The 26,885-nt window shown below is 37.0% G+C and carries 27 protein-coding genes; 10 read left to right on the forward strand and 17 right to left on the reverse strand.

Features of this window, described 5'->3' with window-relative positions; genetic code table 11:
- Positions 1-431: 431 nt before the first annotated feature.
- From IPH52_08625 to IPH52_08640, 4 genes are read left to right on the forward strand one after another with little or no spacing between them, the layout of a single operon-like run.
- Complete coding sequence (locus IPH52_08625; protein MBK7055104.1) at positions 432-1,502, forward strand: beta-lactamase family protein; 1,071 nt, start codon at positions 432-434, stop codon at positions 1,500-1,502.
- Complete coding sequence (locus IPH52_08630) at positions 1,492-2,862, forward strand: serine hydrolase (GenBank protein MBK7055105.1); 1,371 nt, start codon at positions 1,492-1,494, stop codon at positions 2,860-2,862. Before IPH52_08625 ends, IPH52_08630 begins: the two co-directional genes overlap by 11 nt.
- Complete coding sequence (locus tag IPH52_08635; protein MBK7055106.1) at positions 2,859-3,266, forward strand: response regulator; 408 nt, start codon at positions 2,859-2,861, stop codon at positions 3,264-3,266. Before IPH52_08630 ends, IPH52_08635 begins: the two co-directional genes overlap by 4 nt.
- A 33-nt stretch (positions 3,267-3,299) precedes the next feature.
- Positions 3,300-3,707 carry a hypothetical protein gene (locus IPH52_08640; protein MBK7055107.1) on the forward strand — a complete coding sequence of 136 codons (408 nt, stop codon included), beginning with the start codon at positions 3,300-3,302 and terminating at the stop codon, positions 3,705-3,707.
- 4 nt (positions 3,708-3,711) lie between these two features.
- Here IPH52_08640 and IPH52_08645 read toward each other — a convergent pair whose 3' ends face one another.
- The 4 genes from IPH52_08645 to IPH52_08660 form a co-directional block, all read right to left on the reverse strand.
- Positions 3,712-5,886: a PAS domain-containing protein gene (locus IPH52_08645; protein ID MBK7055108.1), complete on the reverse strand. Its 2,175-nt coding sequence runs from the start codon at positions 5,884-5,886 to the stop codon at positions 3,712-3,714.
- Between the two features lie 16 nt (positions 5,887-5,902).
- Positions 5,903-6,664: an N-acetylmuramoyl-L-alanine amidase gene (locus tag IPH52_08650; protein MBK7055109.1), complete on the reverse strand. Its 762-nt coding sequence runs from the start codon at positions 6,662-6,664 to the stop codon at positions 5,903-5,905.
- 20 nt (positions 6,665-6,684) lie between these two features.
- Positions 6,685-7,128 (reverse strand): N-acetylmuramoyl-L-alanine amidase, encoded by a 444-nt coding sequence (locus tag IPH52_08655; GenBank protein MBK7055110.1) that lies wholly within the window; start codon positions 7,126-7,128, stop codon positions 6,685-6,687.
- Positions 7,129-7,255: 127 nt separating this feature from the next.
- Positions 7,256-7,939, reverse strand: coding sequence for a cytidylate kinase-like family protein (locus IPH52_08660; GenBank protein ID MBK7055111.1), 684 nt, complete (start codon positions 7,937-7,939; stop codon positions 7,256-7,258).
- A gap of 195 nt (positions 7,940-8,134) precedes the next feature.
- On the opposite strand from IPH52_08660, the gene IPH52_08665 reads away from it, so the two are divergent.
- The 4 genes from IPH52_08665 (at position 8,135) to IPH52_08680 (ending at position 9,841) form a co-directional block, all read left to right on the forward strand.
- Positions 8,135-8,479 carry a pathogenicity locus gene (locus IPH52_08665; protein ID MBK7055112.1) on the forward strand — a complete coding sequence of 115 codons (345 nt, stop codon included), beginning with the start codon at positions 8,135-8,137 and terminating at the stop codon, positions 8,477-8,479.
- 100 nt (positions 8,480-8,579) lie between these two features.
- Entirely contained in the window at positions 8,580-9,035 is a 456-nt protein-coding gene (locus IPH52_08670; GenBank protein MBK7055113.1) for a DUF1801 domain-containing protein, read from the forward strand.
- Positions 9,036-9,044: 9 nt separating this feature from the next.
- Entirely contained in the window at positions 9,045-9,296 is a 252-nt protein-coding gene (locus IPH52_08675; protein ID MBK7055114.1) for a hypothetical protein, read from the forward strand.
- On the forward strand, positions 9,275-9,841 hold the full coding sequence (locus tag IPH52_08680) for a hypothetical protein (protein MBK7055115.1): 567 nt from the start codon (positions 9,275-9,277) through the stop codon (positions 9,839-9,841). The genes IPH52_08675 and IPH52_08680 overlap by 22 nt, the downstream gene beginning before the upstream one ends.
- A gap of 5 nt (positions 9,842-9,846) precedes the next feature.
- Here IPH52_08680 and pheS read toward each other — a convergent pair whose 3' ends face one another.
- The 9 genes from pheS to IPH52_08725 all read right to left on the reverse strand — a co-directional run bounded on the left by pheS (position 9,847) and on the right by IPH52_08725 (position 20,780).
- Positions 9,847-10,875: a phenylalanine--tRNA ligase subunit alpha gene (pheS, locus tag IPH52_08685; GenBank protein MBK7055116.1), complete on the reverse strand. Its 1,029-nt coding sequence runs from the start codon at positions 10,873-10,875 to the stop codon at positions 9,847-9,849.
- A gap of 156 nt (positions 10,876-11,031) precedes the next feature.
- Positions 11,032-12,453, reverse strand: coding sequence for a UDP-N-acetylmuramate--alanine ligase (locus IPH52_08690; GenBank protein MBK7055117.1), 1,422 nt, complete (start codon positions 12,451-12,453; stop codon positions 11,032-11,034).
- A 1-nt stretch (position 12,454) separates the two neighbouring features.
- Positions 12,455-13,054 carry a hypothetical protein gene (locus tag IPH52_08695; GenBank protein MBK7055118.1) on the reverse strand — a complete coding sequence of 200 codons (600 nt, stop codon included), beginning with the start codon at positions 13,052-13,054 and terminating at the stop codon, positions 12,455-12,457.
- 211 nt (positions 13,055-13,265) lie between these two features.
- Positions 13,266-13,715, reverse strand: a complete 450-nt coding sequence (locus IPH52_08700; protein MBK7055119.1) for a hypothetical protein — start codon at positions 13,713-13,715, stop codon at positions 13,266-13,268.
- Positions 13,716-13,787: 72 nt separating this feature from the next.
- Complete coding sequence (locus IPH52_08705; protein ID MBK7055120.1) at positions 13,788-16,943, reverse strand: efflux RND transporter permease subunit; 3,156 nt, start codon at positions 16,941-16,943, stop codon at positions 13,788-13,790.
- A 3-nt stretch (positions 16,944-16,946) separates the two neighbouring features.
- The gene (locus tag IPH52_08710) at positions 16,947-17,789 is read right to left on the reverse strand and encodes a hypothetical protein (GenBank protein ID MBK7055121.1); all 843 of its coding nucleotides are present in this window, start codon (positions 17,787-17,789) and stop codon (positions 16,947-16,949) included.
- Between the two features lies 1 nt (position 17,790).
- A complete protein-coding gene (locus IPH52_08715) occupies positions 17,791-18,957 on the reverse strand; it encodes an efflux RND transporter periplasmic adaptor subunit (protein ID MBK7055122.1) in 1,167 nt (388 codons plus the stop codon).
- A gap of 12 nt (positions 18,958-18,969) precedes the next feature.
- Complete coding sequence (locus IPH52_08720) at positions 18,970-20,289, reverse strand: TolC family protein (GenBank protein ID MBK7055123.1); 1,320 nt, start codon at positions 20,287-20,289, stop codon at positions 18,970-18,972.
- A 152-nt stretch (positions 20,290-20,441) separates the two neighbouring features.
- Positions 20,442-20,780, reverse strand: a complete 339-nt coding sequence (locus tag IPH52_08725; protein ID MBK7055124.1) for a hypothetical protein — start codon at positions 20,778-20,780, stop codon at positions 20,442-20,444.
- A 145-nt stretch (positions 20,781-20,925) separates the two neighbouring features.
- Between IPH52_08725 and IPH52_08730 the strand changes: the two genes are divergently transcribed.
- Entirely contained in the window at positions 20,926-21,435 is a 510-nt protein-coding gene (locus IPH52_08730; protein ID MBK7055125.1) for a hypothetical protein, read from the forward strand.
- Between the two features lie 45 nt (positions 21,436-21,480).
- Here the strand turns inward: IPH52_08730 and IPH52_08735 are convergent, their stop codons facing one another.
- Entirely contained in the window at positions 21,481-22,107 is a 627-nt protein-coding gene (locus IPH52_08735) for a hypothetical protein (GenBank protein MBK7055126.1), read from the reverse strand.
- A gap of 152 nt (positions 22,108-22,259) precedes the next feature.
- Between IPH52_08735 and IPH52_08740 the strand changes: the two genes are divergently transcribed.
- The gene (locus IPH52_08740; protein MBK7055127.1) at positions 22,260-22,694 is read left to right on the forward strand and encodes a tetratricopeptide repeat protein; all 435 of its coding nucleotides are present in this window, start codon (positions 22,260-22,262) and stop codon (positions 22,692-22,694) included.
- Here IPH52_08740 and IPH52_08745 read toward each other — a convergent pair.
- The 3 genes from IPH52_08745 to IPH52_08755 all read right to left on the reverse strand — a co-directional run bounded on the left by IPH52_08745 (position 22,691) and on the right by IPH52_08755 (position 26,867).
- Positions 22,691-23,479 carry a carbon-nitrogen family hydrolase gene (locus IPH52_08745; GenBank protein MBK7055128.1) on the reverse strand — a complete coding sequence of 263 codons (789 nt, stop codon included), beginning with the start codon at positions 23,477-23,479 and terminating at the stop codon, positions 22,691-22,693. The genes IPH52_08740 and IPH52_08745 overlap by 4 nt on opposite strands.
- Positions 23,476-24,483, reverse strand: a complete 1,008-nt coding sequence (locus IPH52_08750; protein ID MBK7055129.1) for a hypothetical protein — start codon at positions 24,481-24,483, stop codon at positions 23,476-23,478. The genes IPH52_08745 and IPH52_08750 overlap by 4 nt, the downstream gene beginning before the upstream one ends.
- A gap of 536 nt (positions 24,484-25,019) precedes the next feature.
- The gene (locus IPH52_08755) at positions 25,020-26,867 is read right to left on the reverse strand and encodes a hypothetical protein (protein MBK7055130.1); all 1,848 of its coding nucleotides are present in this window, start codon (positions 26,865-26,867) and stop codon (positions 25,020-25,022) included.
- Between the last annotated feature and the right edge of the window lie 18 nt (positions 26,868-26,885).

Genomic DNA, 26,885 nt, shown 5'->3' on the forward strand with positions numbered 1-26,885 from the left:
GTTTCTTTTAGATTCCGTTTACTCTCCTGCGGTTCAGCACCGGCTTCTTCTTCGGTTCAAAATGGGCTTCCTTGGGCAATTTAAACCGCACAACCACCGGACAAGAAAGCGTAGCTGAACCGCACAAGAGTAAAAGAGAACTTATCGGAAGCCATTTTCATTGTGAACGGGATGAATTAGACGTTTCTAGTATTATGTCGCCATAGCTCTTAGGCTTAAGAGGTTTTTTTTATGCAATTTGCAATTGAAAATATATTGACTAATTTCCGTAGCCGATATTAATCGTATGATATATCGAATAGAAATCAGACTTAAAGCCCGCAAATATCTATAATCTACTGAAATAGGCAGATTCTACCTTGAATAAACGCAAAATCATACAATTACTACTAATTTATATAATCATACTATCTCCCAATCTGGTACACATAATGCCAGAAGATGAAAGGACGCCTTCTGAACTCGTAGCAAAAAAGAATGCAGAAAAGAAAGCTGAGATAGACGCATCTGAGCGAGAAATCAGAAAAGAACTCGCTAGAATAGAGAAATCCATGACTGCGATTGCACAAAATGCTATCAGCCATAACTATATCCTTGGTTCTTCCGTTGCCATTTATTATAAGCAAAACTTAGTTTTTGAAGTAAATGAAGTTTTTAAGAACTCTACTCCTGTGTCTTTGGCATCTGTCACAAAGCCTTTTACAAGCATGGCAATTATGCAACTCGCTGATTCAGGACTTTTAAAACTAAATGATCCGATTGGGAAATATATTCCTGAGTACGCAAAGCAATTTCCTCCTATCGAAGGAAAAGAAATTACGATTCGACATTTACTAAGCCATTCTTCTGGCATACCCTACATTGGGACTCGTCAGATTTATGCGGCTGGCACGAAGTTTATGTATTCTAATTACAATTACAGATTGCTTGCAAGTATCATTGAAAAAGTTTCCGGACAGAGTTATGCTACGTATGTAAAAGAAAATATTTTCTTTCCTTTGGATATGGATGACTCTATGGTTAGCTCAAATGCTGATGGAGCTTCTGGAATTGCGGTATCCGCACGTAACCTTGCAAACTTTGCGAATGTTTTTTTAAAAGAAGGAAAGTATAGAGATCAATCTATTATTCATTCTTCCAAAATAAAAAAGATTTTCAAAGCGCCGGATTATATTCCGAAAAGTTCTAACATGGAATATTACGGTCTTGGCTGGAGAGTAACAAGAGAAAACAATTTAGTGAAGATGTTTTATCATACTGGTCTATGGAATGGAATTTTTGCTGATCTTAGAATCATGCCACAGAATCAATCCTTCATTATCCAGTTGTGCAATCCCCCTTCTTATAAATCGGCTGGGTTTACATCTTATCATGGACAAATGCAATCATTAGCAATTCGTTATCTAGAATTATTAGAAAAATTACCAACGCAACCAGAAACAGAATTGGCTAGTGTTAGTTTTTTTGAAGAGCAAGAAGACTTATTCCCCGATGCCGATTAGGTTTAGGCTACTCTTACTATTCCTCATAATCAATTTATGTAAGACCGATACAGCTATCGAAAAATACCAGTCCTCTTTTTTAAAAAAGAAGGGGACTGTAGATGAAGTTAAAGTTGCTCAAATCAAACACAGTCTAGAAGGATGGCTGAATTATAATTATTCAAGTAAAGTATTTCCATCTATTGCTGTAGGTGTTGTAAAAGGAAATGAGCTTGTATACAGTTATAAACTAGGAACTACAGACAGGACAAACTACGGATTAGGCTCTATTACAAAAACATTTACCGGCACAATGGTAATGCAGGCAGTAGAGAAAGGCTTAATCGAATTAGACGCTCCTGTTAGCAAATACATTCCTGGATTAAAATTAGAAAAAGCAGAACTCAAATCAAAGCCTGTCACAATTCGTCATCTATTGTCTCATACTTCCGGTATGCCGGATCTTCGTTATTATCAAAATCCAGAAGTGATTCCAACGGCTACTACCGGTTTGCCTTTTAATATTACGGGTCAGATTTACCCTGCCGGTTATCATTATCGTTATTCTAATTATGGATTTATGACTTTAGGTGTAGTGTTAGAGAAAGTTTATAATAAACCTCTCAAGCAAATCATAGAAGAAGAAATCTTTGCAAAGATTGGCATGGATAATTCTTTTGCAAGTCCTATGGTGCAAGGAGCCGGTGGAATTCAAACCAACCTTATTGATATGGGACCTTATGCGTCTATGTGGTTAAATGAAGGTAAGTCGGTAAATGGTGTGCAAGTTTTAAAGCCTGAAACAGTTAATAAAATGATTCGTTTACAGACTCCTGTTCCTAGTTTTGCTAGAACCAAAAAATATTGTGGGCTTGCCTGGAGAACAGAGAGCGATGAAGAGGGAGTAACCACATTCTTTCATATTGGTGGTGCAAACTATGTTGCTGCCTGGGTTCAAATGTTTCCCAAGTATGATGTAGCTGTTTTTTATTTATCCAATCCCCCTGAATACGATGACAATCTAATGACTCAACTTGTAATCATGCAATGGAAGTTAGGCGATTTAGCTTCCGCCATTGTAGGTGCTGAAAAGCCAGTTCATAAAACGGGCGAGACAAATCCCTCCGAAGAAGTATATAAGAAGTATGAGGGTAATTATAAAAATCCGCTCACACAAAAAAAAGCGACTGTGTTTTATAAAGACGCAAAGCTTTACTTTCAACCGGAAGGTGGAGGACAAATCTATTTGCCTCCAAGCACGATAAGTGTATTTGGTGGTCCCGGTGGTCCTGGCTCTTATGAGTTTACATGGCATCCCTTAACACAAGCAATTTTAGGCGTATCAAATTACGCTGGATTTTACGAAAGGATTTATGAATGAAGATTTTAATTGTTGATGATAATGATCGCTATGCGAATAATCTGAAAGCTTTTTTTGACAAAAAGAATATCGAAACAGTAAGAGCGTTAGACGCTAGAGAGGGCTGGGAAATATTTCAAAAAGAAAATTTTCATACTGTTATAAGTGATATTACAATGGAGACACAAACCTCTGGTCTTTTTTTAATTCGCAAAATTTACAAGTCAGGATTTAAGGGTAATATCATAATAGCCACAACAGGATTTGATGCACCCGGAGTAATGTTTGTAAGTAAATATCTATTACCCGCATTTGGTGGAGTGGGTTGGATGGTTCCCAAAGTCCCTCTCAAGAGAGGCGAAGTCGTATTTATCCCCACGAACTTAAAGAAGGGAGTGGAGTTTGAAGTAATGTTGAATGCCTAATTAGGAATTGGAAATGGAAGAAAGATTAAATTCATGATTATAAAAATAACTCATATTATCCTCACAGTTGCTAGTTTGGGATTTTTCCTTTTCTCTTTGGGGAGTCCTGTATTCTTTTTTCAGTCCGCAAAACCTATAAAGGGACTTCATGTATTAGGTTGGGGTTGGTGGGGGTTTATAACCGGTAACCCCGGCTGGATAGCGAATTGGTTGTATGGAGTTAGTATTACTTTTTCTTTGCTTGGAAATAAAAATGTAGCACTTGCTCTTTCTGTTCTTGCTATTCTATTTGCGCTAGATGGATTTCGAGTAACGCAATGGTATTTCAATGAAGGAAGCGGAACTCCTGTCATTGGTTTGGGGATTGGATTTTACTACTGGCTAACAGCTATGTGCCTCTTACCATTTTCAGTTTTATTTTCAAGAACGATAATTGAGTGAAATTTTATTTCATCTCAAACTCAAGGGTAAAGGTTGTGCCGTTTTCGTTTTTGATACTCACTTTCCCTCGGATTTGCTTTGCTAGCATATTGACTAATTGTAAACCAAATCCGTTCGATGTTTCTTCTGTATCCGTAATTCCGACTCCATCGTCTTTTATAGAAAAAGAAATTCGGTTTTCTACCTTTGTAGCGGATACTATTAATAATCCGTTCTGTCTGCCAACGAAAGCATATTTCATTGCATTGGTTAATAATTCATTAATCATTATACCAATTGGAAAGAGCATTGATGTAGGTAATAAAAAATTCTCTATTGCCTTCTCAATTGTTACGATATGATAATTTGGAAAGTTATTTATAATTTCATCTACAAGTGGCGAAAGATAATCCAAAACTGACAACTCATTAAAATTGGATGATCTGTATAGTTTGTCATATAATAAAACCATACTTTGAATTCTACTAATAGCGTCGTTTAATGCTGATATAGCCGCTGGATCTTTTAGACTCTCTGTTTGTAAAAAGAGAAGGCTCGTAATCGTTAGCATGTTATTCTTGATACGATGATGAACTTCTCTTAGAAGTAATTCTTTTTCGTGCAGTAAGGTTTTTATTTTTTCTTCGACTATTTTGCGATAGGTAATATCGATAACAAAGCCACTCCATACGACGGGTTCATCAGGGTTATTTGTTGGATTTGGTCTGGAAGTAATTTGAAGCCATTTTTCTTGTCCGGAAGAGGGAATGATTCTGATTTCTGTGTTGAAGCGATTTCCTGATCGGACAGTCTCTTCATTTTCTCTTAGAAATCTTTCTAGATCATCAGGGTGAACCATTTTCCAAATTACACTCATATCTTTCATGACTTCCTCTGCAGGAACTTCAAAGACTTCTAAGCATTTTGAACTCATGAAAATCATCTGGCTAGAACCATCTTTGTGCATAATATAATCATAGAGCACTCCGGGGACAGTCATTGTTAGCCGATCATATCTCTCGATATTTTCACGAATTTTTTTCTCGGCTTCTTTCTTTTCTGTAATATCTTCCGAAATTCCTAATAGATATTCAGGTTCCCCTTTTTCATCAAAGAGAGTTAATTTCATCGTGTGGAGAATCCGAGAACCTTTCGGTGTGTTTATAGTTTCTTCGGGAATATCGAATAACTCTGTTTGTCCTAAAACATTTCTATCTTTTTTAGTAAAAAAATCTGCTTGCTCTTTTGGGAAAAAATCATAATCATTCTTTCCAATTAAATCTTTTCGGTTAAAGCCTAGTAAGTTTTCACCAGCCCGATTGAATAAGGCAAATCGTAGATCTTTTGCATGTTTCATGAATATCATATTAGGAATGTTTTCAATGATTGAATTCAAAAAATTAAATGCATCTCTCGCCTTCTTTTCAGTTTCCTTTTTCTTGGTAACATTCTGATAAATCATTGTTAATCCATTCTTAAATGGATAACAATGAATAGCTATCCAAACGTTATATTTTTCATAATAGCCTTCAAACTCAATTGGAGTTTCTTTTTGCATCGCCTCTTTCGGCTTCTCCAAAAATATTGTTCCAATGACCTCAGGAAATACCTCCCAAAAAACCTTTCCAATTAACTGATCGGTAGTCATCTGAAAATTGGCTAAGGCGGACTCATTTGCATATGTATAACGCCAGTCCTTGTCGAAGGATACAACACTATCAGAAATGCTATCCAGTAAACTACTGATTTGATGTTGGGATTGTCTTAGAGAATCATTTTGAATCTTCCATTCCAGCAAATCTTGATTTGCATAAAATAATTCAAATGCTATTTCGAGGGAAGATTGTAAAACATAATCATCAGAGTTCTTTATTACAAATCCATAGCGACTAACGCTTTTTATCTTTTCAATATTCTCTTTATCTAAGTGAGATGTATGAAAAACAATTGGAATATTTCTAATCAAAAGAATTTGCTTTGCTGCCTCAATTCCATTTATTCCAGAAACTAGGTCAAGCTCCATAAGGATGAGGTGGATGTTATTTCTTTGTCTAATAACCTCAATTGCTTCTTTGCCTGAGTTGACTAAGATTGTATCATACCCAAGCAATTGTAATTTTCTAGAGGTTGCATTTGCAAAGATGATTTCATCATCTACAAGAAGAATTGTTTTTTTTTCTGAACTATTGTGGTTAATCATTGTATTCCCGTATTTTCTAAGGTTGAAATTCAGCGTCTAGCATAATCCAATCATCACTGAAACGATTAAACCATTCTTTTTCAGAATAATACTTACCGCCGATGGATTCTATAATCTTTTTCATATAAGGTTCACCCGGATCGAAATCCTTTCCGTAAAGTGCAATAGATCCACCATATTTCTTTTTTGCTTGTGTATGAGAATAGATTCCTTTGAGTTCTTCAATCTTTTCGTTGTTCAGCGGAACATTATACTTATCCGCAAGTTCTAAAACAAGCCTTGAAACTTTTTGTGTTTGCTTGTCATTGGAAAGTAACTCGTCCATATTCTTTCCTACAATTTCTATCTGGATACAATTTTGATTTGTGCCTGTAGCTGCTTGCGCCATGTCATCTAGAGAGTCTAGCAACTGATAAGCTTTAGCGTCTTTGTCAACCATGATAGATGCGGCTAATTTTCGTCTTTCCAAAGTATCCTGCGAAACTAAGAAACTTGAAATTGCAGTAAAGTGTAAAACAATGCATTCAGGTTTAATCTTTTGTTTGAATACATATTTTAATCTAAAATTCTCAGGGGTAAATCCTTGTTCATCTCTCTCCAGTTCTTTTAATTCAATTTTAGTTTGCGTTGTGAGTCCTCTGCCTCGATCAAAATCTGGCTCCGGAATTTCTTTGTTCTTCTTTTCTCTTCTTAGAATCCAGTCTCGCTCAAATCTACCTTCCCAGTTTTCTTCTGAAAAATACTTTCCTTCAAAACTACGAAGAATTTCTTTTAGTATTTTCTCGCTTCCGCATTCACTTAGATCAACAAAATTTCCGTATTTCTTTTTGCTTGGATATGAGTGAAGATGCCGGAATTCGAATTGATATTTTGATTAGAGAAAGGAATATCTAGGTCAGTAGAAAGTTTTTTTAAAAGTTTGCCTGTAGCCTCAAGTTGTTTTTTATTTTGTAAAATAGAATCTTCTTTGCCTTCGATTGAAATATGTAAACTAAAATCATCCATCTTAGGAACGGCTTTTACTGTTAAATTGAGACTGCTACTCCAACCGTAGTATTTTGCATCTTTTCCGACAATAAAATGCACGGCGTATCCAGAAGCAATTGAGTCTCGCAAGTATTCCTCTTTTGATTTGGAATCTGTATGATGAAGTAGGAGCGAACTAATGGGATTAGTCCGCGGAGTGCTTTTGATTTTATTAACAACCTCTTCTTCCGAAATTAATTCCCGAAAGGAGGTCACAGGCAAATCAAGTTGGTAAGAATTTGTTTTAGTAAGTCTAGTCTCACAAACGCAGGTCAACAAAAGCAAAAATGCAAAAAAAACTCTACTCTGTGACATCTTGCGCTCGTGAGTCAATCGGATACTGTTAAATTCCCTTTAATTGTGCAAGTTTTAAAATAGATTGAACAATTTGATCTTCTGTTAAATACTCACAATTGAAGCTAACATCAAAAACATTGGCTCCAAGATTTTCTCCCGCAAAGTAATTTTTTAGGAATATACGCTCATTATCCACAAGATTAATTCTTCCTACTGCTTCAGCGTCCGATGTTATTTTTTCTAAGTTCTTTACTCTTGGCATTCTCCATTTGACGGAGGCATGTAAATGGACGTGTAAAGATTTTTCTAAATCACGTGCAATGACTGCACCACCGCGTCCGAGGATAACAACGTTTCCATGCAGGGCAACTGTTCTAATTATACGAGCGATTGTTTTTTTAATTTTAATATCACTTGGTAAGTGAATGTCTGAAAACGCTAAGAATAATTCTTCAAAGATACCTTTAGGATTTGATTTTGCAATTTGATCTATGAGTCTAGCAGGAATATCAAACTCTTCAGCAGCTTGATTGATAATCTGTTTATCAATTACAGACCATTCTGTTTTATTAGTAGCGGTTAACGCATTAGAAACCGCATTTGCAATCGGGATGCCGGGACATCCGTATTCACGTGATATGGTAATCACGCGGGGCACACTTAACGCATTGAGTGCATTGTCAGAATTTATTTTCTCTTTGATATAATCTAGTATTGAATTTCTAGCCATGTTAAACCTTTCCTCAAAAAACCTTTCATCTATCAGTAAAAGGAAAACTTGTTTTATTTGCAATTATTTTTAAGATGTCTTGAAGTGACAATTCTCATATACAGTGGTTCCTTTCTGTTTTGAGCTAGCATTGAGAGCATTGGCATTCTATATATTGTGTCAAAACACTAGAAAAGAACCAAAGGAAGGTAAGCAATGAAAAGCAAAGAAACATCAATAAAAGAACTGCGTAAAATTCCCGGAGTTGGAAAAGTTATTGCCCAAGATCTTTTGAATCTTGGCTTTCAATCGATCTCTGATTTAAAAGGTCAAAATCCAGAGGAAATGTATATCCATCACAATGAAATCAAAGGTTCCGTCCAAGATATCTGTATGCTATATACATTTAGGTGTGCTGTGTATTTTGCTGAAACCCCACAAACTAAACAAGAGTTAGAAAAACTGAAATGGTGGAATTGGATGGATAAAGAAAAGATATCCAGTGAAGAAAAAGATTTTCAAATAAAACAATGGTTGCGAAAAGGGAAAAAGACAAAGTAATAACTCACGTGAGTTCGACATAAGGGAATGATACCTTAATACAATGTTAAATGATATAATCCTATGACATCGAGCTAACGTTAATTTAAAAGGAAATACTATGCAAGCAAAAGAAATTTCTCCCGATCAATATGTAAACTCACTTCCAGAAGATAGAAAAGAAGCAATCACCCAATTACGAAAAATTATTTTAAAGAATGCTCCAAAGGGATTCCAGGAAGCAATGAGTTACGGAATGCTAGGCTATGTTGTTCCGCATAAATTATATCCTGCGGGTTATCATTGTAATCCGGAACTGCCTTTGCCATTTATAAGCCTCGCCTCTCAAAAGAACTTCATTGCCTTATATCATATGGGAATGTATGCAGACAAAAAGTTGTTGCAGTGGTTTACTACCGAGTATCCCAAACACACTAAAGCAAAACTCGATATGGGCAAAAGCTGTATTCGTTTCAAGAAAATTGATCAGATACCCTACAAGCTCATAGAAGAGCTAGTCAAAAAAATGACAGTCAAAGACTGGATTACAATTTACGAAAAAGAAGTGAAGAGATAAAGTGTTATTATGAACATAGAAGAAGATAGTTCCCTTTATGATTCTATCCCAAGAGAATCTAAAAAAGAGCATAATATATACTTGCAAACTCTTCGTAAAATGTCACCATCAGAAAAGTTCAATAAAGTAATGGAGCTAAATGAACTTACCCGCTCCTTGTTTAAACAAGGACTCAAGAAAAGATTCCCGAATAAATCAGAACAAGAACTTCATGTATTATTCTTAAAAAGATTGGAAAGATGTCACAATTCAAACTACTAAAAGAAGTCATTACGTTTTTGAATCAAGCGGATACTTCATATATGCTTACAGGATCAATAGTATCAAGCTTTCAAGGAGAACCTAGATCTACACATGATATTGACATGATGATTCAGTTAGACAAAGAAAAAATTGATTTATTATTGCTCGCGTTTCCATCTCCAACTTACTACATTGATAAAGATATGGTTTTAGACGGAATCAAGTCTAAGAAAATGTTTAAACTTTTAAATACTGAAACGGGTGATAAAATTGACTTCTACCCATTGCCTGATAATGAATATGAATCAGTGAGATTTAGTAGAAAAATTCCTGAGGATATAAATGGATTGAAAGTTTGGATTACATCTGTTGAAGATACTATTATTTCTAAACTAAGGTGGTGCAAACTAAGCAACGGAAGTGAGAAGCAATTCAAAGACGCACTCAATGTATTCGAAGTTCAATATGAAATATTAGACTTTTCTTATATAGAAGAGTGGATTAGAAAATTAAATCTATCAGATTTATACAAGCGCCTTCAAGAAGAAAGAGAGGAGTTGTAATCCTCTCACACAAACTGTTTCAAAAATCTCAAATTCCCAGAATGGATATATCGTATATCGTTGATCGCATAACGCATCATCACAAGTCTGTCAAGTCCTAGACCAAACGCAAATCCCTTCCATACCTTCGGATCAAGACCCGCAAATTGAATTACGTTAGGATGCACAAGACCACAAGGTAGAAGTTCAACCCAGCCGGAATGTTTACATACAGAGCAACCGCTTCCACCACAAACCATGCAGGAAATATCTAATTCAAAACCGGGCTCGACAAATGGGAAGTAACCGGGACGAAGCCTGACTTTTACTTCTCGTTTGAAAATTTCGGTTAAGAGGACATTCATCGTATAAATGAGATTAGCCGTTGATACATCTTTATCAATTACCATTCCTTCGATTTGGTAAAATGTATTTTCGTGGGAAGCATCTACTTCTTCATAACGAAACACACGACCGGGTGCTATGATGCGAAAGGGAGGCTTGAGATTACGCAGAGCACGCACTTGAATCGCCGAAGTATGAGTGCGAAGAAGATTTCCATCCTTAGTATAAAATGTATCTTGCATATCGCGGGCTGGATGATCGGCAGTAAAATTTAAAGCTTCAAAGTTGTTATAGTCGGTCTCTACTTCTGGTCCGTCCATAATTTGAAAACCCATCGAAGTAAAAATATCTTCCACTTCATACTGAATGCGGCTAAGCGGGTGTAGGCTGCCGGTGTCTTTGTCATGCAAAGGGCGAAGCAGGTCAAACTCTTCGTTCTTGAGTTCATTGTCATAGAAGTCTAATTTGATTTTTTGCTTTAAGGAAGTAACGATTTCTTCTATTTCTTTGGAGACCTCATTTGCTCGTGCGCCTATCGTCTTTTTTTCTTCTGGACTGAGTGCTCCAAGACCTTTCATTACACCAGTGAGCTTTCCTTTCTTTCCTACAAATAAATTCTTATTTGTATCCAAATCAGCTTCGGACTTAGAAGTGGGTAATACCTCTTTTGCTTCGTTTAATATTGCGTTTAGTTCGTTCAATAAATTCATAACTCTTCCTTATTACTCAGGCGTTTTGCCACAGAGGCACAGAGGTCTACTGAGTAATCATTGTATTTGCTTAAAATAATTTCGCAACTCTCAATTAAAATTGTAATAACCAATGAATCTGAAGGTTCATCGAAATGACCGAATTCCAATCCGTGTTCATCCGTGTTCATCCGTGGTAATCTTTAAAATTTTCACCATTTCTATTAATTCAGGATAGATTCCACCGAAGGCGCCGTTGGACATGGCGAGCACTACTATTTTTTCTTTTGAGAATGCTTTTAGCTCTTCGGAAAGTTTTAGGAGCAAATCCTGAGTATTCTTTGCATAGAGTGCCCTTTCGATCTTTGACCGTTTAGGAATTTCTTTGACTAATTTCTTTACATCGAGTCGATTCTTTTTGTCTACTTTATCTAGGTTAAATACTTCTGTTATGATGGCGAGATCAGATTTACGAAAGCTCTCTGCAAATTCCTTTTGAAAAACATTTCGATGTGACGTTGCACTTCTTGGTTCAAATAGGCTGATGATTTTGTATTCCGGATAAGCCTTCTTAACCGCTTTAACAGTTTCTTCAATTGCAACAGGGTGATGAGCAAAGTCTTCCATCACAACTGCATTCACCGATTGAAAAAGAATATCCTGTCTTCTCTTTACGCCGGGGAAACTTTCGATACCTTTGAATATGGCTTCTTCTGAAAGACCTGCCGCCTTACATACATTTACTGCTACTTCTGTATTTCTAAAATTATGCATCCCAATCAAAGGACTGTTTAATTCTTTGCCTGTCTCTACTGAATATGCTTTTCGTATACCGCTTTCAGAGCTAAGCCGAAGCATCGAATATTCTTCGCCAATTTCATAGGGAGCAACAGGAGCATGTTTAAAGTTCTCACATAACTCTCTTAGGTTCTTAGAGCCTGCCCAGTAAAATACTTTTCCTTTTGAGGGGACTAGGCTGAGTAGCCGCTTAAACATTACCTTGATGGCATCTAGGTTTTCAAAAATATCTGCATGGTCAAAGTCAAGAGAAGTCAATGCAAGAAAATGAGGACGGTAATGTAAAAACTTAGAAGACTTATCAAAGAAAGCAGAATCGTATTCGTCGCCTTCGATCACAAAGTATTCCCCTTCACCGAGTTCAAATCCAGGACTTCCATCTTTTCGAATTCCACCTGCAAATAATCCGGGCTTCCATCCTGCTTCTTTTAGAATATGATGGGTAAGAAAAGTAGTCGTAGTCTTTCCGTGGGTTCCTGCAATCACGATTACTTTTTTGTGTTTTAAAAAGAAATTTCCGATTGCTTGCGGCATACTCATATAATCCAGCCCACGATTGAGAACTTCTTCTACTTCTGGATTCCCACGAGAAATAGCATTGCCAATAATTACCAAATCGGGATTACCAAGATTAGCCCCATCAAAGCCTTCGTAAGTGTGAAGTCCCCATTCTTTTAATTTGTCTGACATGGGCGGATAGAGTTTGTGATCGGAACCACTTACATTATGCCCGGCTTGTTTTAACATAAAGGCAAGATTTCCCATGGCGATTCCGCCAATTCCAATCATGTAAATGTTCATACTATCTCCTTACCAAATTAAAAATTGTAAGACCTAAAGCGGATAACGTCATGCAAAGAATCAAAGCATAGGAAACGAAGACTATAAATTGTTTAGTGGTAAATCCACATAATGCGCGAAGAGCTAGATGGCTGAGATGAAAGCTATAGGCGAGCGATGCTAGTATTAAAAAGAAATTAAACGGTTTAGGAAAAATCCAAAATAGACTAGAGGCACTAAAAGGTAAAAATGCTATTAGTAGTAAATCTCTTTCTTCGATTGCATTCTCCGAAGCTTCCCCACCTCTCAATCTCAGTAGCAATATATCGAAATGATAAACTAAGAACAACACTAGAGGATAAATGGCAGTAGACGTTGTTAATCCTTCTGTTAATTTGGGGGGAGCTTCGAACCCAAAGTAAACAGAGCCAACAAAAGTAAAAAAAAGATTGTGCAGTATTTTAAATATGGGTGCAAATAGAAATAAGAAAAAGTGAATTCGAAGTAGATTTCCACGAGAGAAACTCTGACTCTTTATATAGTCCTCGAATGCATCCTTCGGCGAAGCAAATACATTTGCGAGTAATTTAATCTCTTGTTTATCTGTAGCTTCTAAGGTCATTGGGTAAATTTTATATGTCATCCCCGAAATTTTCTGTCGGGGATCTGTAGAATTTGAGATTCCCGATATCGCTTGGCGGTCGTGGCGTCAGCGGGTGGAAACTCGGGAATGACAACTGGAATCACAGGTATAATTATTATACTATTCTACAACAAACTGTTATTTTAATTCCAGAATTTTCTTCTATCCCAATTTTTCAATCGAATATAGTTTAGTCTTCTAATAATTTGTTGATAGCCTTTTTGAAATCAGTCTCTAATTCGGGAGCGGGCTTAATCTCGACACAGAAATGGGGGTCTTCGAATGGGTTTTCGTAAACTAGATTGTTAAAGAATTTCTTACCATCGAGTGGACTTGTGTATTCCTTGTAAATATCAAGCGATACAAACCGAAATCCATTTTCTTCGAACCTCATAGCAGGACGAAAGGAATCGATGTCTACTATCCTACAATCATCGCTTGCATAGGCGACTGCCCACACAAATCGAATTCCTCGGCAAAGTAGAATCAAATTTCCTTTCTTTATCTTTTCAATATTTTCCCATTTAGATAGTTCACTGAGTTCACCATAAACGCTATGAGTTGAACTCGGTGCAGAGAATGCTTTGCGTTTAATAATATTTTCAAACGTATTGTATAGGTTTACTCTAAATATACTCATATCAAATCCTGTTGCATTTTAATTCTTCCTTTAAAATCTGACAAGTCAAAAAAACACATAGTTTATGAATCCTTACGTCAAATCAACAATATCCGCTTCATCTTTTTTTACTAAGATTAAATACAAAGACGGAAGAACTGTTAAAATTAAAATCATAGCAGATGTTAATCCGCCGACGATTACAGTTGCGAGTGGTCTTTGGACGTCAGACCCTACACCCGATGCTAGAGTGGCAGGGATAAGTCCGAGTAACGCAAGTAGCATTGTCATTAGCATTGGTCTTAGCTGAATGACTGCTGCCCTTCCAACAGCTTCTTCGATTGTTATGTTAGAGTTATCGCGCATAATATGATTTGTCCGCGAAACGAATAACACTCCTGCCATAGTAGCAATCCCAAAGAGAGAAATGAAACCCACACCCGCTGATACGTTAAAATAATATCCGCGTAGAAGCATTGCAATCACACCTCCGATAACAGAGAGAGGAATACAAGCGAGTGCAACGGATACATATCGTAAATTTCTATACATGATAAATAGAACTCCGAAAATAATAGCAACTGTAATCGGAATTACTTTTGCAAGCTTTGCACCTACACGATTTAAGTTTTCGTATTGTCCCCCATAAGAAATTTTATATCCATCTGGAACTTTTATTTTCTCTTTTACTTTCTTTTGTAATTCAATTACAAATCCACCTTGGTCACGTCCACGAACGTTAGTTCTCACAGAAACGTTTCTGCGACCTTCTTGGCGGAAAATCATGGTTGGTCCATCAATTAATTTTACTTCCGCTAATTGAGAAAGTGGAATCCTCTCTCCCGAGGGAGAAATGATGGGAACGTTTTCGACAGCTTTTACTGTAGACCTATATTCAGAGGAATAACGAACTACAATTCCAAATCGCCAGGGTCCTTCGTATAATGTGCTGATGCGTTGTGCGCCAATGGCTGCTTCAATGACTTGCTGGATTTTGCTTACATTAATTCCATATCGCGCTGCGACTTCTCTGTTTATCTTCACTGACAACTGAGTAGAATTTCCTTCTTGCTCAATACCATACTCACTGGCACCCTGCATTTCTTTTACAATATCGAGAATCTCAACTGCAGTCTTTCGCATGACGTCTAAATCAGCGCCGGAAACGAAGATCGCTAAATCGGCAATCGTTCCTGTAATAGCCTCGGAGAGGTTATCCATAATTGGCTGCGAGAAACTAAATCGCACTCCAGGGCAATTAATTTCCAAATCATTCTTCATTCGAATTAAGAGTTCCTGCTTACTTATCTTTTCATTCCACGAAGAATAATCCTTTAATCCAATTAATATCTCTAGACGATTGGAAGGAAGTGGATCCGTTCCATCATCATTTCTACCCATTTGCGTCAAAATGACATTAACCTGTTCATTCTTAGAAATCACTTCTCGCATTCTAGGAATTACTTTTCTTGCTTCTTGCAAATGGATACCGACAGGGAAATAAGCGCGAATATTGAATCCGCCTTCATCTAACTCTGGCAAGAATTCACTCCCTATCTTCCAAACTCCGAGAGCCATAACTAAGACTACGATTACTGATGCAGCAGCAACAGTTTGCTTGGAGCGTCTAATCAACTCTACGATCAAAACTGAATACTTCTTTTCTAACCAGTTGTAAATAGGGTTATGCCACTCAATCGGTCCCGGGTTTGCTGACTCAAAGTATTTTTTATACATCATAGTCATCATAACAGGAATTACTGTGAGGGAGAATATCATGGATCCCAAGATCGCATAAGCGATAGTAAACGCCATTGGTTTAAATAAACGTCCTTCAATCCTCTCAAAAGAAAAGATTGGTAAATAAGCCAATACGATAATCATAATAGAAAAGAAAATCTCTGAGCCCACTTCGGCAGCGGCACTTGTGGTAAATACATTTATACCAATTACCTTTTCTTCTTTCTCTGCATCTCGATAGCGCCGCATGATATTTTCCACCATCACCACTGCACCATCTACAATAATCCCAAAGTCAATCGCACCGAGAGAAAGTAAGCTGGCAGGAATTCCTGTTAAGTCCATCATGATGAATGCAAATAGCATAGACACAGGAATCGTAGTTACCACAACAAGAGAAGCTCTAATACTACCAATAAAGAAAATCAAGACGAGGGTAACAATACTTACCCCTTCGATCAAAGTTTTTGTAATCGTGCTAATTGTATACTTAACCAGATCACTTCTATCGTAGGTATTTCGAATTCGAACTCCCTTAGGCAGATAATTCTCGTTAATCTCTTTCACTTTGTCGCGAATCTTTACTCCCATTTCATTTGAATCACCCCAGCGTCTCATTGCTATTAGCCCCTGAACACTGGACTCTACTTCAATGCGAGGCGACCCATCGTCTTGGTTTTGAAATACATAACCCAATACACCGCTTGGAAGGGAAGGAAATACTTCGACTGATGCAATATCTCGCACGAACACAGGAACACCGTTTATTTCTTTGACTACAATGCTTTCTATGTCTTTGATTTCTCGAATTGCACCAAGGGAACGAATCGCAAAACCTTGTCCCCCCTGTCTAAGAATATTCCCACCGGTGTTTAGGTTATTATCCTCAATAGATTTAATTACATCGGCGACTTCTAACTTATAGCGAATTAATTTATCTGGATTTGTTACGACATGGTATTGTTTTAAAAGTCCACCAAATGTAACGACATCCGCAATACCCGGAATCTGTAAAAGCTTAGGCATTACAATCCAATCTTGAATCGTTCTAAGCTCCATTGGAGTGTGATTCTCTGTTGACTCTAGCACATAACGGTAAATTTCCCCTACCGGAGAACTCATTGGAGCAAGTTGTGGAACTACGTCAGGCGGAAGATCTGCTTCTTTTACTTTTTCGAGTAGCCTTGTTCTTGCAAAGTAATCATCGGTTCCATCTTCAAATACGAATTGAAATACTACGAGTCCGTTGATTGTGCGAGAACGTCGAACAATTACTCTTGGGATTGCATTTAAAATACGTTCTATAGGAAGCGTTACGCGCTCTTCTACTTCACCCGCAGCACGTCCGGGAAACTTGGCTACTAATCTCACTTGCGTGTCCGCAATATCGGAATAAGCCTCTTTACGAAGATCCGTCCATGCCCAAATTCCCATGATTACTGTCATTACTCCGAGGAGTATAGTAGGAATGCGATGTTGAATTGCGATACCAATTAATCTGATTATCATAATTTAGTATTCCTTCCTTCCAAAATCAAATAAATATCCAATTTGAAAAATCAATTGCGGATTACGGTAACTGCCCTGTCCATATCCCGCGCCAAGTTGAATGAAAAAACCACCGAGGAGCAAGTCATAAGTAAGCCCAACATATTGCTGATGAAAGTTCGCATATTGCCTTGGTCTGTATTGGTATTCAAGAAGCGTTGCAAGAGTTGGATCCTGGTTTGCAATATACGCACGAATTAAGGTATCTGTGAATGTTTGTGGATAATGGTTGTAACCTGGTATTCCATCTCGATCATACTTATTTTGACCTGCATCTCCTCCATTGACTGGAGGGTTAAAGGGACGAACATTGTATTGCCCGAATACGAGAGAAAAGCTATGTGCAACAACAGAAGTCTTCCAAAAAGAATAACCAATATCTCCTTGAATTCCATTCCAGTGTGACGAATAACGCATTCCAGATGCACGCAAAACAAAATTAGTAAAGTAATAACCTACAGTGACGTTGCCGCTTGCCGGTGAACCAACAGTCCCACCCAATACCCAGAAATTACTATACTTGTCGTTGTTGTCTTTTATGGATTTTTTACTGTTAGTCTCCGCATCGTAACCGGTTAATGGCTCTTTTTCTCTAGCGGCTCTATCTTTTTCAATCTTCGCTTCATTCTCTTGCATGATTTCAATATTCGATTTTTCTTTTTTCTCTTCTTTCGCAGGCTCAGTAGCTTGCGAGAAGATAGATATCGTTAAGAAAAATAATATTAAACCAATCCCCCCTTGCCCCCCTTTCGGAAAGGGGGGTAGGGGGGATTTATCGGTGGTATTCTTGAAAAGTTTTTTATTCATATTAATACCCGAAGCTGAGTCCTTTTAGAAGCATCGCGCCACCGGTTACTACTTCTTCGCCGGGAATGAGTCCTTGCACGATACTTACATTGTCTGAGCCGGAGTTTCCAAGAACAACAGGACGACGGACAAATTCTCCGGGAGTGGTTTGAACAAATACATAAGCATGACCTTCTACTGTAATGACTGAGGTAAAGGGGATAACAGCGATATCCTTCACTTCATCACCAAACTCTACTTTGGCGAACATACCGGGCTTAAATTTGCCTTCTTTATTAGGAATAGAGACTCTCACCTTTACAGTTCTTGTGAGTGGATCTACGTTATCCCCGATTGCATCTGCTTTTCCTTTGAGAGTAAGTTCAGGAAAAGACGCAAAGTGAACTTTAACATCTTTTCCTTTTTTAACAACGCTCATATTGGTTTCAGGAATATCACAAATAAGCCAGACTAGGTTCGAGTTTACGAACTGTAATTCGCTCGGATTAAAACCAAGTGCGCGAAGCTTTCCTTCAAACTCAGAAGTTTCTGCCTGAGCACTGTTGACTGCCGCCTCTGCTTCTATAATATCTTTTTGGGTTGCTACTTGATTTTTAAACATATCCTGCACACGATTTAAGTTCTTAGTTGAGCGGATAAGAGAGGTTTTGCTCACTTGGTAAGATGCATAGATTCCGTTGATGTCTGGAGATTCAAATAGAACGATTCGTCCCCCCGATACCGAAGTGGAGATACTTGCTATTACCCGTGATGGAGCGGCTATGGATATAAAGCCTTCGCCTTCTCCAAATTTGGATACTTTGATTTGAGTGAGTCCAGGACTTTCCGGATCAAACTTAATTCGGACTCCTTCTTCTGTAATCACAGGGCGATAATTCTTGGGCGGCTCTACGTGGGCTTTTTTGCAGGATACAAAAAAAGAATTGGATAGTATCAGTAAAATGGGTAAGGCAACTCCTGTCATTTCGAACTTACGAAAGAAAAGGAATTGTGAAAACGAATGTGTAAATTTACTCTTTTGTGTTTGTGAGAAATCTATTTGTCTTAGAACTATTTGCATTAAGGAGGATAGACCTCTCACTCTGGATGTTAACGTTGCTTCGCTACTTCCTACTATAGAGGTTCGAGGTGACCGGTATAAAGCTTTTATATTTTTAATATTATTCATTTTAGTTTTCCTTTATTCAAGTGGTTGAATGTTTAAAATATTTTTACCGACGGAGTAATTTAGATTTTCAATGGATTCTACTCGGTCGATTTGAAGTTTGAGCATTTGTTGAATACTGCTTCGATAAGTCTCAAAAAAGTCGGCAAACTCTATAATGGTAAGATAACGTTTTTCGTAATTCGAAATCATTAACTGCGCCAAATTCGTATAATCCTCAGTGAATTTGTTTTTAAAGCTTTGATAGAGTCTATCTTTTTCGAGGACGCGGTTAAATACAATATTCACCTCATTCTCTGCTTGCAATTTTTGATTTTGCAATTCGGATCTTCTTGTCAGAATGTTTTTTTCCGCTGCTTCAATATTACCCTGATTTCTATCAAAGATAGGAACGGAGAGTTGCGCTGTTATCCCCCAATAGTTTGGATACGCCGTTCCATTTCTATTGTAATAAGGACCGAAGGAAAGATCGGGAATTGCATTTGCTTGTTGGAGAGCAAGGTTTGCTTCTTCCAATTTAAGAGCTTGGATGGCAATTTTTAAATCAGGTCTATTTTCAAATGCATCGTCTAGGACTTTGTTTAATTTTAAATCAGTGAGTTTCACATCATCTAAAACTTTTGCGTCAATCTTAGGAACAAAACTCGCATCAGCCATTGATGGGTTATTTAAGAGTATCCGCAGCGAGGCTTCTCTTTGTCTAATCTGAACGACTGCTTCTGTTCTTTCATTTTCTAGAAAAAACAAAAGAGCTTTTAGACGAAGCATTTCCGCCTGTAAAACAGCTCTTTTTTCGTAGGCTTTTTCGAGAGAGGTTACTGTTTTTCTAAGAGCGGCAATACTACCGTCGTAAAACTGAATCGACTGACGTAAGAAATGAATTGCAAAGAAACTACTTCTGAGTTCAAATTTTAATCCACGGAGTAAATCGTAGAATTGTTGCTCGCTAATAGCTTTGTTTAGCTCTGCAACCTTTGTTCTTTTTTCAATTTTTCCGCCGAGTAAAAACAATTGTTGGATTTGAATAGCTGTTTGTCCGTTTCTAGTCGTATCAAAATAGCGCTCTGTTCGATCGTTGAATATACCTTGGTCGAAAGAGATATTTGGATTGGCGTAAAGTTTTGCTTGGATAATTCCGGCTTTCTTTACATCAATTTCGAATTTAGCAGCTAGCAAACGAAGGTTATTCTTTAAAAAAGTTTCTTCTGCTTCTTTCAAAGTAAGAGAATAATATTTAGTAGTCTCTTGCCCGACTAGTGTAGTTGCCATTGCATAAATGAATAGGCAAAGAAATAGAAACTGTTTCTTATTTTGAATTGTATTTAATATCCACATGAATACATATATCTCCTTTAGCGCTTGTTGCAAATGAATTGCATGGAAATGAAATGATATGGGATTAGCAGAATTAGCCGCAGAGTCACGGAGGCACAGAGAAAAGCATTTTCAGGGAATCATCCCCAATCAAATCTCTTTCTACAAAATCCCTAACAAGTAGGGGGAGGGAGACTGATTAAGCGATAGGATAAAAGTTTTGAAGTTACAAATTTTACAGAAAATAAAACAATAGAATCAAAATTGAATTGCTGAAAGCATTCAAGGGCAAAATTCTTTGAGAAGTATTGATCGTTTATGTCACCCGCTCTACTATGAGCGCGCATGGTAGAATAAAGACTGTAATCAGAAATCACATCTTGGTATTCGGTAGTGTCTTGTGAAAAATAGTCTTCAGGTGTAGTTAGATTAAGAGGAATCAGGCTGATAGTTAAAAAAGCAGTAATCAAAAAGTTAAAAGAAAAAACGCTTTTAAGAAGTTTGATTTTCATACTCGACTGACCTTTGAACAAAGTTTAAGAATTCATTGTATTGTCAAACTCTTTCAAAATTAAATTTTTCGGGGATGACAGACGAGGGTTTCTCTATAGTTTGTTTAGATTCAATCCTTCTAGCAAGGATGAGGGAGTTTTTTCTATGAAAGTAAATTTTATAATTCTACTCGTGGCAATTTCTTTGTCCCAAATTGGATATTGTTCTACAGACCAAAAGAAAGTCCAGGTGGATGAAAATTTTTTTAAAGATTGCATGGAGACAATCAAGGAAAAAGAAAAATGCGAAGCCCTGGTGAAAAAAAGCGAAGACAGAGAAAAAGAGAACGAAGCCAAGAAAAATAAACTCACAGAAGAGCAAATGGCAGGTCTTGAAATTAGAGATAACTTCAAAGATAGAATGATGGGCAAATCAAAATTAGGCGTCATAACTTCCTTAGGTGAACCAGATGAAAGAACACAAGATGGAAGTGGACAAGAATTTTTCTTCTACCGTAAGCCATTGACCCGCTACAGCGCAGAGCATGATCCCGATAAAGAAATCGTTGTAGTTTTTCGAAGAGAATTCGTAATCCGAGTTCTTCACACTCCACCAGACTCCACTCCCAAAAGTAGTTTCCCTTTCTTAGGTGATAAACCCAAAGGGAAGAAGTGAGGATTGGTTTCGTATATGCTTTCGATATGCTTACCTATAACGCATTCATTGTCTAGCTGCCTTAGCTTCCGTTTGTAGGAATTTGATAAGGGCGGCGCCGGTTTCTGTTTTAAAGAAGAGAGCTTTGTTGCGTTTATAGAATCGCTTTTCTTCTTTTGTTGCCTGGTGTTTTAGGTAATCGATGAAGACGGGATCATTTTTCTTTCGCCAGTTTTCGTCTTGTTTAGCTTCTCTTTTGATACTTGCAATGGCTTTTTTGGCATTCATTCCTAGATATAATTCTTCATTGAGCCCAAAGTATCTATGCAATTGAAAGTCGTCTGCCTTCATTAGAAATTGTTCTAGCTTACGAATTTCGGCTAGGTTTCGCTTGCTCTTTTCTCGGAAGGCTGTTCCTCGCAAGATGATGTCAATTTGATAGAACTGCTCATCGGAAGGCTTTACTGACTGCTTGTCTATAAAACGCTTCCTTGGTAAATAGTATTCAATCTCCTGTTGAGACATATTGCGTTTAAATTCTTCAACGCGAGTCAAATTTCTTTTATATCTTGCTCTTTTTGAATGCGTATCTGACGATATGCTTAAAAATGTAGCAATATGCAGAATAACGAAAAACAGTCCTGCATGAGTTATAATTCCTTTGAACGCTTTTTTAATGCATTTGTTTGCCATTTCTGTCCCTATTTTTAGTTTATTCTAAGCGAAATTCAATGATTCGAGTAAAAACTAAGCATTTTTTGCGATATAATTACAGTATCGGGAACTCTTAGAAAATATGGCACCGATTTTGCATTGGTAGTATCAGCAGCAGGAGATCAATCACAATGAAAAAAATTCTAACCCTTATCCTTTTTAGCCTAACAACAGTTCTTTTAGCAGATAGTGAACTTGCAACAGTTGACCATATCGTTAAAAACAGTAGACCTGCTGATCTCCCAAACATCGCTGCAAATTACAGTGCTCTTGGAAGCACTCACCAAATCAAAGGTGATTATGCAAATGCACTCATTAACTACAAAAAATCTCTTCAAATCCGTAAAGCAATTGGCTTAGACAAAACACAAGGTTATGCAACTATTTTATTCTTAACTTCGATTGTTGAGCACAAGCTTGGTGATTCTTGTAAAGCTGCTGAGAATGTTAAAAAAGTAATCAGCATTTACAATTACTTAGGAATGGTGGATGATGCAAGTGTAGCCGAAGCAGAAGGCTTAAAAGAATTCAAATCTGCTTGTGCAAATCTAGTTTCTCAAAACTAACCCAGTATATTTCTCCGATCCTTTAAAAAAGGGAATCTATCTCTTAAATCCTTTACCTCTTTGGAGGATATTCTGGCTCTCAGGATGTCCTCCTTTTTAGTTTCAAGCACTTCTCCCTTTCCTGTCGCATCAAAAAAAGCAGAATGCCCAGTATGATACAGCTGATTCTTTCTGCCTGCATATCCAACTCGGTTGACTCCAAATACATAGGCTTGGTTTTCTATCGCGCGCGCTTTTAGGAGAGTTACCCAATGATCAATCCTAGCCTCAGGCCAGTTCCCAACTACGAGATAGAGGTCAGTGGTTCCTGCCGTTTTACGAAATACTTCCGGGAAACGAAGGTCATAGCAGATGAGTAAACTAATATGAAATCCATTTAGTTCAAATGTTTCTGTTCTATCGCCAGCAGTAAAAAATTTATCTTCTTCTGCAAAAGAGAAAGGGTGAATCTTGTGGTATCTATTCGTGATTATCCCCGAAGGTCTTGCAATTGAAAATGTGTTAAAGGGCATTCCTTCTGGATTCGCTTCTATCCAGCTACCGCCTATTGCTGAGCCAGTCTTTCGTGACATCTCGATTAGAAACTTTTCTGTTATACCCATTAAAGGCTCAGAAAATTCCTGACTCTTCATTGTAAATCCTGTTGCGAATGTTTCGGGTAGAACGATTAGGTCTGGCTTAGAGTCAAGCTTTGATAGAGTATCTCTTATCTTTTGAAAATTTGCTTCTTTATCTTCCCAGACAATGTCTAATTGGACACCAATGATATTTAAGAATCGATTCATTTTCTATAGATAAACACAAACGAGAGAGTAAACAATAATCCCAAAAATCCAATCACGCCTAATAACGATTTGTCCCAAGTAGTAAATAGAGTTCCATTTCTTACTTTTCGCGTCTCTGCTGCGTGAGTATCTTCCTCTGGTTCAAAGCTACCACCTACAACAGAAATATCTATTGATGTAGTGTCTGGATACTTTACGCGCACCGCTCCGAGTCCTTGTGGTATATTGTCCTTAATCTCTTCTTTTGAAATGGCTCCTTTAAAATCTAACTTCATGTCTTTCGGTTTAAAGAATATAACGCGAGGAGACTTTTTATCTTCAAAGCTATTTTCGTCTTTAAAGGAAACGTCAGCTAAAGACTTTGCGGGTAACGCATACGAAATTTGTAATTCAGATGCTCCGGGTAGTATTGGTCTGTCAATTAGTTTGCCTTTTACCCCATCTGTTAGAGTCAATGGAATTGCCATCTTGGAATCCCCTTGTTTTAATTGACCGAAAATCTCTGTTGCCTCTTTGGGAACATAGACTTCGAGGAGGGCTTGTTTATTGTAAAATGACATCGGTGGGTTTGTTTGATTTTCGATTAGAAAGATTTTATACACTCGAACTGTGTTCTCTTCTCTCAGAATTTGCATTAAACTCTTTACGTCCATATTCTTAAACTCAGGAGTAACTTCGTAGACAGTAATTTCTTGCACTTTAGTTCTAAACATCGGAGCAGGGGGAACCATCTTATTGTAATTAGCCCCTTTGTAATTCACTTGAATCAATACAGGAGCTCCGTCTGGAGCATTCACTTTTTCTAATACAAAGTCTCCTTGCTTGTCTTTGAATTCACCAATGGGAGTCATTCCACCTTCTAGAGCGATTAACTTGATAGTATCCGCTCTTCCGATTCCACCACTCGTTCCGTTCTTTAAAGAAATTTTTAGATTTAATTCTTCTGATCCCAATTGGGAAAAGAGAGCAACAAAGAATACGAAAAATATTTTTAGTCTTAGCATAAAATCATAGTTTAAAAGATAGAATTTTTGTAAAAGAAAATAAAGAATCACTGACTCTGCGAGACCATGAGTTTCTCACAGAGTGCAAGGAGAACACAGAGAAGCGTAAGTAAAAATAAACCTCTTAGTGAACTCTGTGAGAAATCGTTCTTTCACTTTTTTTTAAAAAAGTTTCTTTTAATAAAAAAAAGTATTGCTATTTTTTTAAAACTGATGTATACATGTAGATACTGAAGACGAAATCAAAGAGGTTGAATCTGAAGCAAGAGTTCCAAGGGAACGAGATTTCAGGCCTGTCATAAGACAACAACCGAGCAAAGATATGGTCAACAGTGAAAATTAACTAGATAATTTATAATGGAAGGAGTGTTATTTGATTAAGAATTTTTTCACAGTTTGCATCATTGCCCTTTCTCTAGCAAGTGTTAGTCTATCTGCCTGCGATGGAAAAGGCAAGTTAGTAGAAGACAGAAGTTTGACAGATTTTTCTACTAAATAGTTTCACTTGAATAGTCGCGTAGTGCAATGCTACTCGACTATTCCAAGAAAACTCTCTCTCGCCTATCGTCTCCATTTAATTCAAAATAATACTTTCTAAATTCTTCATAGTCTTTGCTTATTTGCTTTGTGCTTTTATTATTAATGTCTGCAATGTATTGATCCAAATAGTCTTCAAAGATTTGAAATTCGAATAACCCTGTTTTCTTTAATTCAGCAAAAGCAATCGAGTCATAGCGGATAATCCTAAATTCCCCCGGAATGCCTTTTAGTCGAATGGAATTGTATTTTGTTTTAGGAGTATCGTTTGTAGGAAAAAAATGAATATGAACATTTCGTTTAAATAGATAAGAAATTGGTGCAGGTTTCTCATGTCCTACTTTGCTTCGTATGCTTATCTTTTGGTGCGCGATGAATTCATCTGTTAGACCAGTTACGGATTCGATGGCTACTTTCGGATTTAAGTAATAAGCAAGCATTGCCTGTGAGCCACCGTAGGCGATATTAATTTCTTCGTCTTGAAAATACTTCGCAAACGGAAGAAGAGCGAGCTTTAGTTGATACACGCTTTTTAGTTTATAGACATCACTTTCATTTGTGATATTGTCCACGATAGGATGCTTTGTTCCTTTGTAAGGATTGTTATAGAAGACTGTGCAGATAATCACGAGTAGACTTAGAACATTTCTTACCTGCTTAAATTTCATTCTAAATAAAAAAAGCTCTGTAGTCAAATAAAGCATTGGAGTAATTGGAATGAGTAGACGGGCAAACATAAAATCACCGCCAATCTTAGTGAGATAAAGTATGTATAAAAAAGAAGGTAGAAAGAAAAGTAAAAAGATTCTCACATAGAAATTGTCTACTTTACTTTGTCCTGAAATGATTTTCTTAAGAGAAAAAGATGGCTCTAGTCGATATAGACTACGATGCTTTAAACGGAGTTTTCTTCTTCTCGCTTTATAACGAGAGGAAAATAAAAAAAGAAATACATATCGCGCTTTCGAGCTAATCTTAAATAGCCGCAAGAACCAGAGAAGAATCAAAAGAAAGGGAATGTATAAAACAAAGTAAGAATTAAAATAAAGAAGCGTATATCTAAATCCTTGCTCCAAATAGGTATCCATTCCTGATTTTGCATAGAATGTATTTGGAAAAAACCAACCATAATAACTATATCTCCAAAACCAATAAGGCAAAAATACAAAGATAAAAGGTAATTGCAATGCAAATTGATTTGTGAAATAGGTTTTGTAATCAGTGTGTCTGTATTTGAATAATACAACATAGAGAACGGCAAACGAATAAAAAAGTGCCCCATCCGGTCTAGTCATAATAGAAAGAACCAATAGAAAAAAACCGGTTAATAAATGTAAGCCTCTATCGCTTAAAAGTAAAAATACATTTCCTGTTAAAATTAAAAAAGTAAAAAGGGAAGTCTCGAGTCCACCGGTTGCAAAGATTTGACCATGTGAATGAAGTGCAAAGCCCGCAAATGCAATCGGAAAATAGAAAGACTTATATTGATTACCCGCTTTGATCTGGTAAATCGTTGTGCCTGTTTTGTAAAGGACGACAAGAGTGAGGAAATAAAAAAGAATTCCGAGTGCAGAGGAAATATGAATTGGATCGAGTTTAAATAGCATTCCAATGGAGAGTAGAATTGTCCAGAGAAAGTTCGTGAATCCTTCTACATATTCTCCTGCATTATATACAAGTCCGAGTCCATCGTTTAGATTCTTTGCATACCGAAACGATATGAATGCATCATCGCATACCCAATGTTGTATAAATGCTTTGTAAATAGCAAAGATTCCAATCCCTATACTTAGATAGAGAGAAGTAATTTTGGAATTTAAACTGACTGAATATTTTTTGGAATACAAGATTTCCCCTTTGATATT

The sequence above is a fragment of the Leptospiraceae bacterium genome (genome assembly GCA_016708435.1).
GTDB lineage: Bacteria > Spirochaetota > Leptospiria > Leptospirales > Leptospiraceae > UBA2033.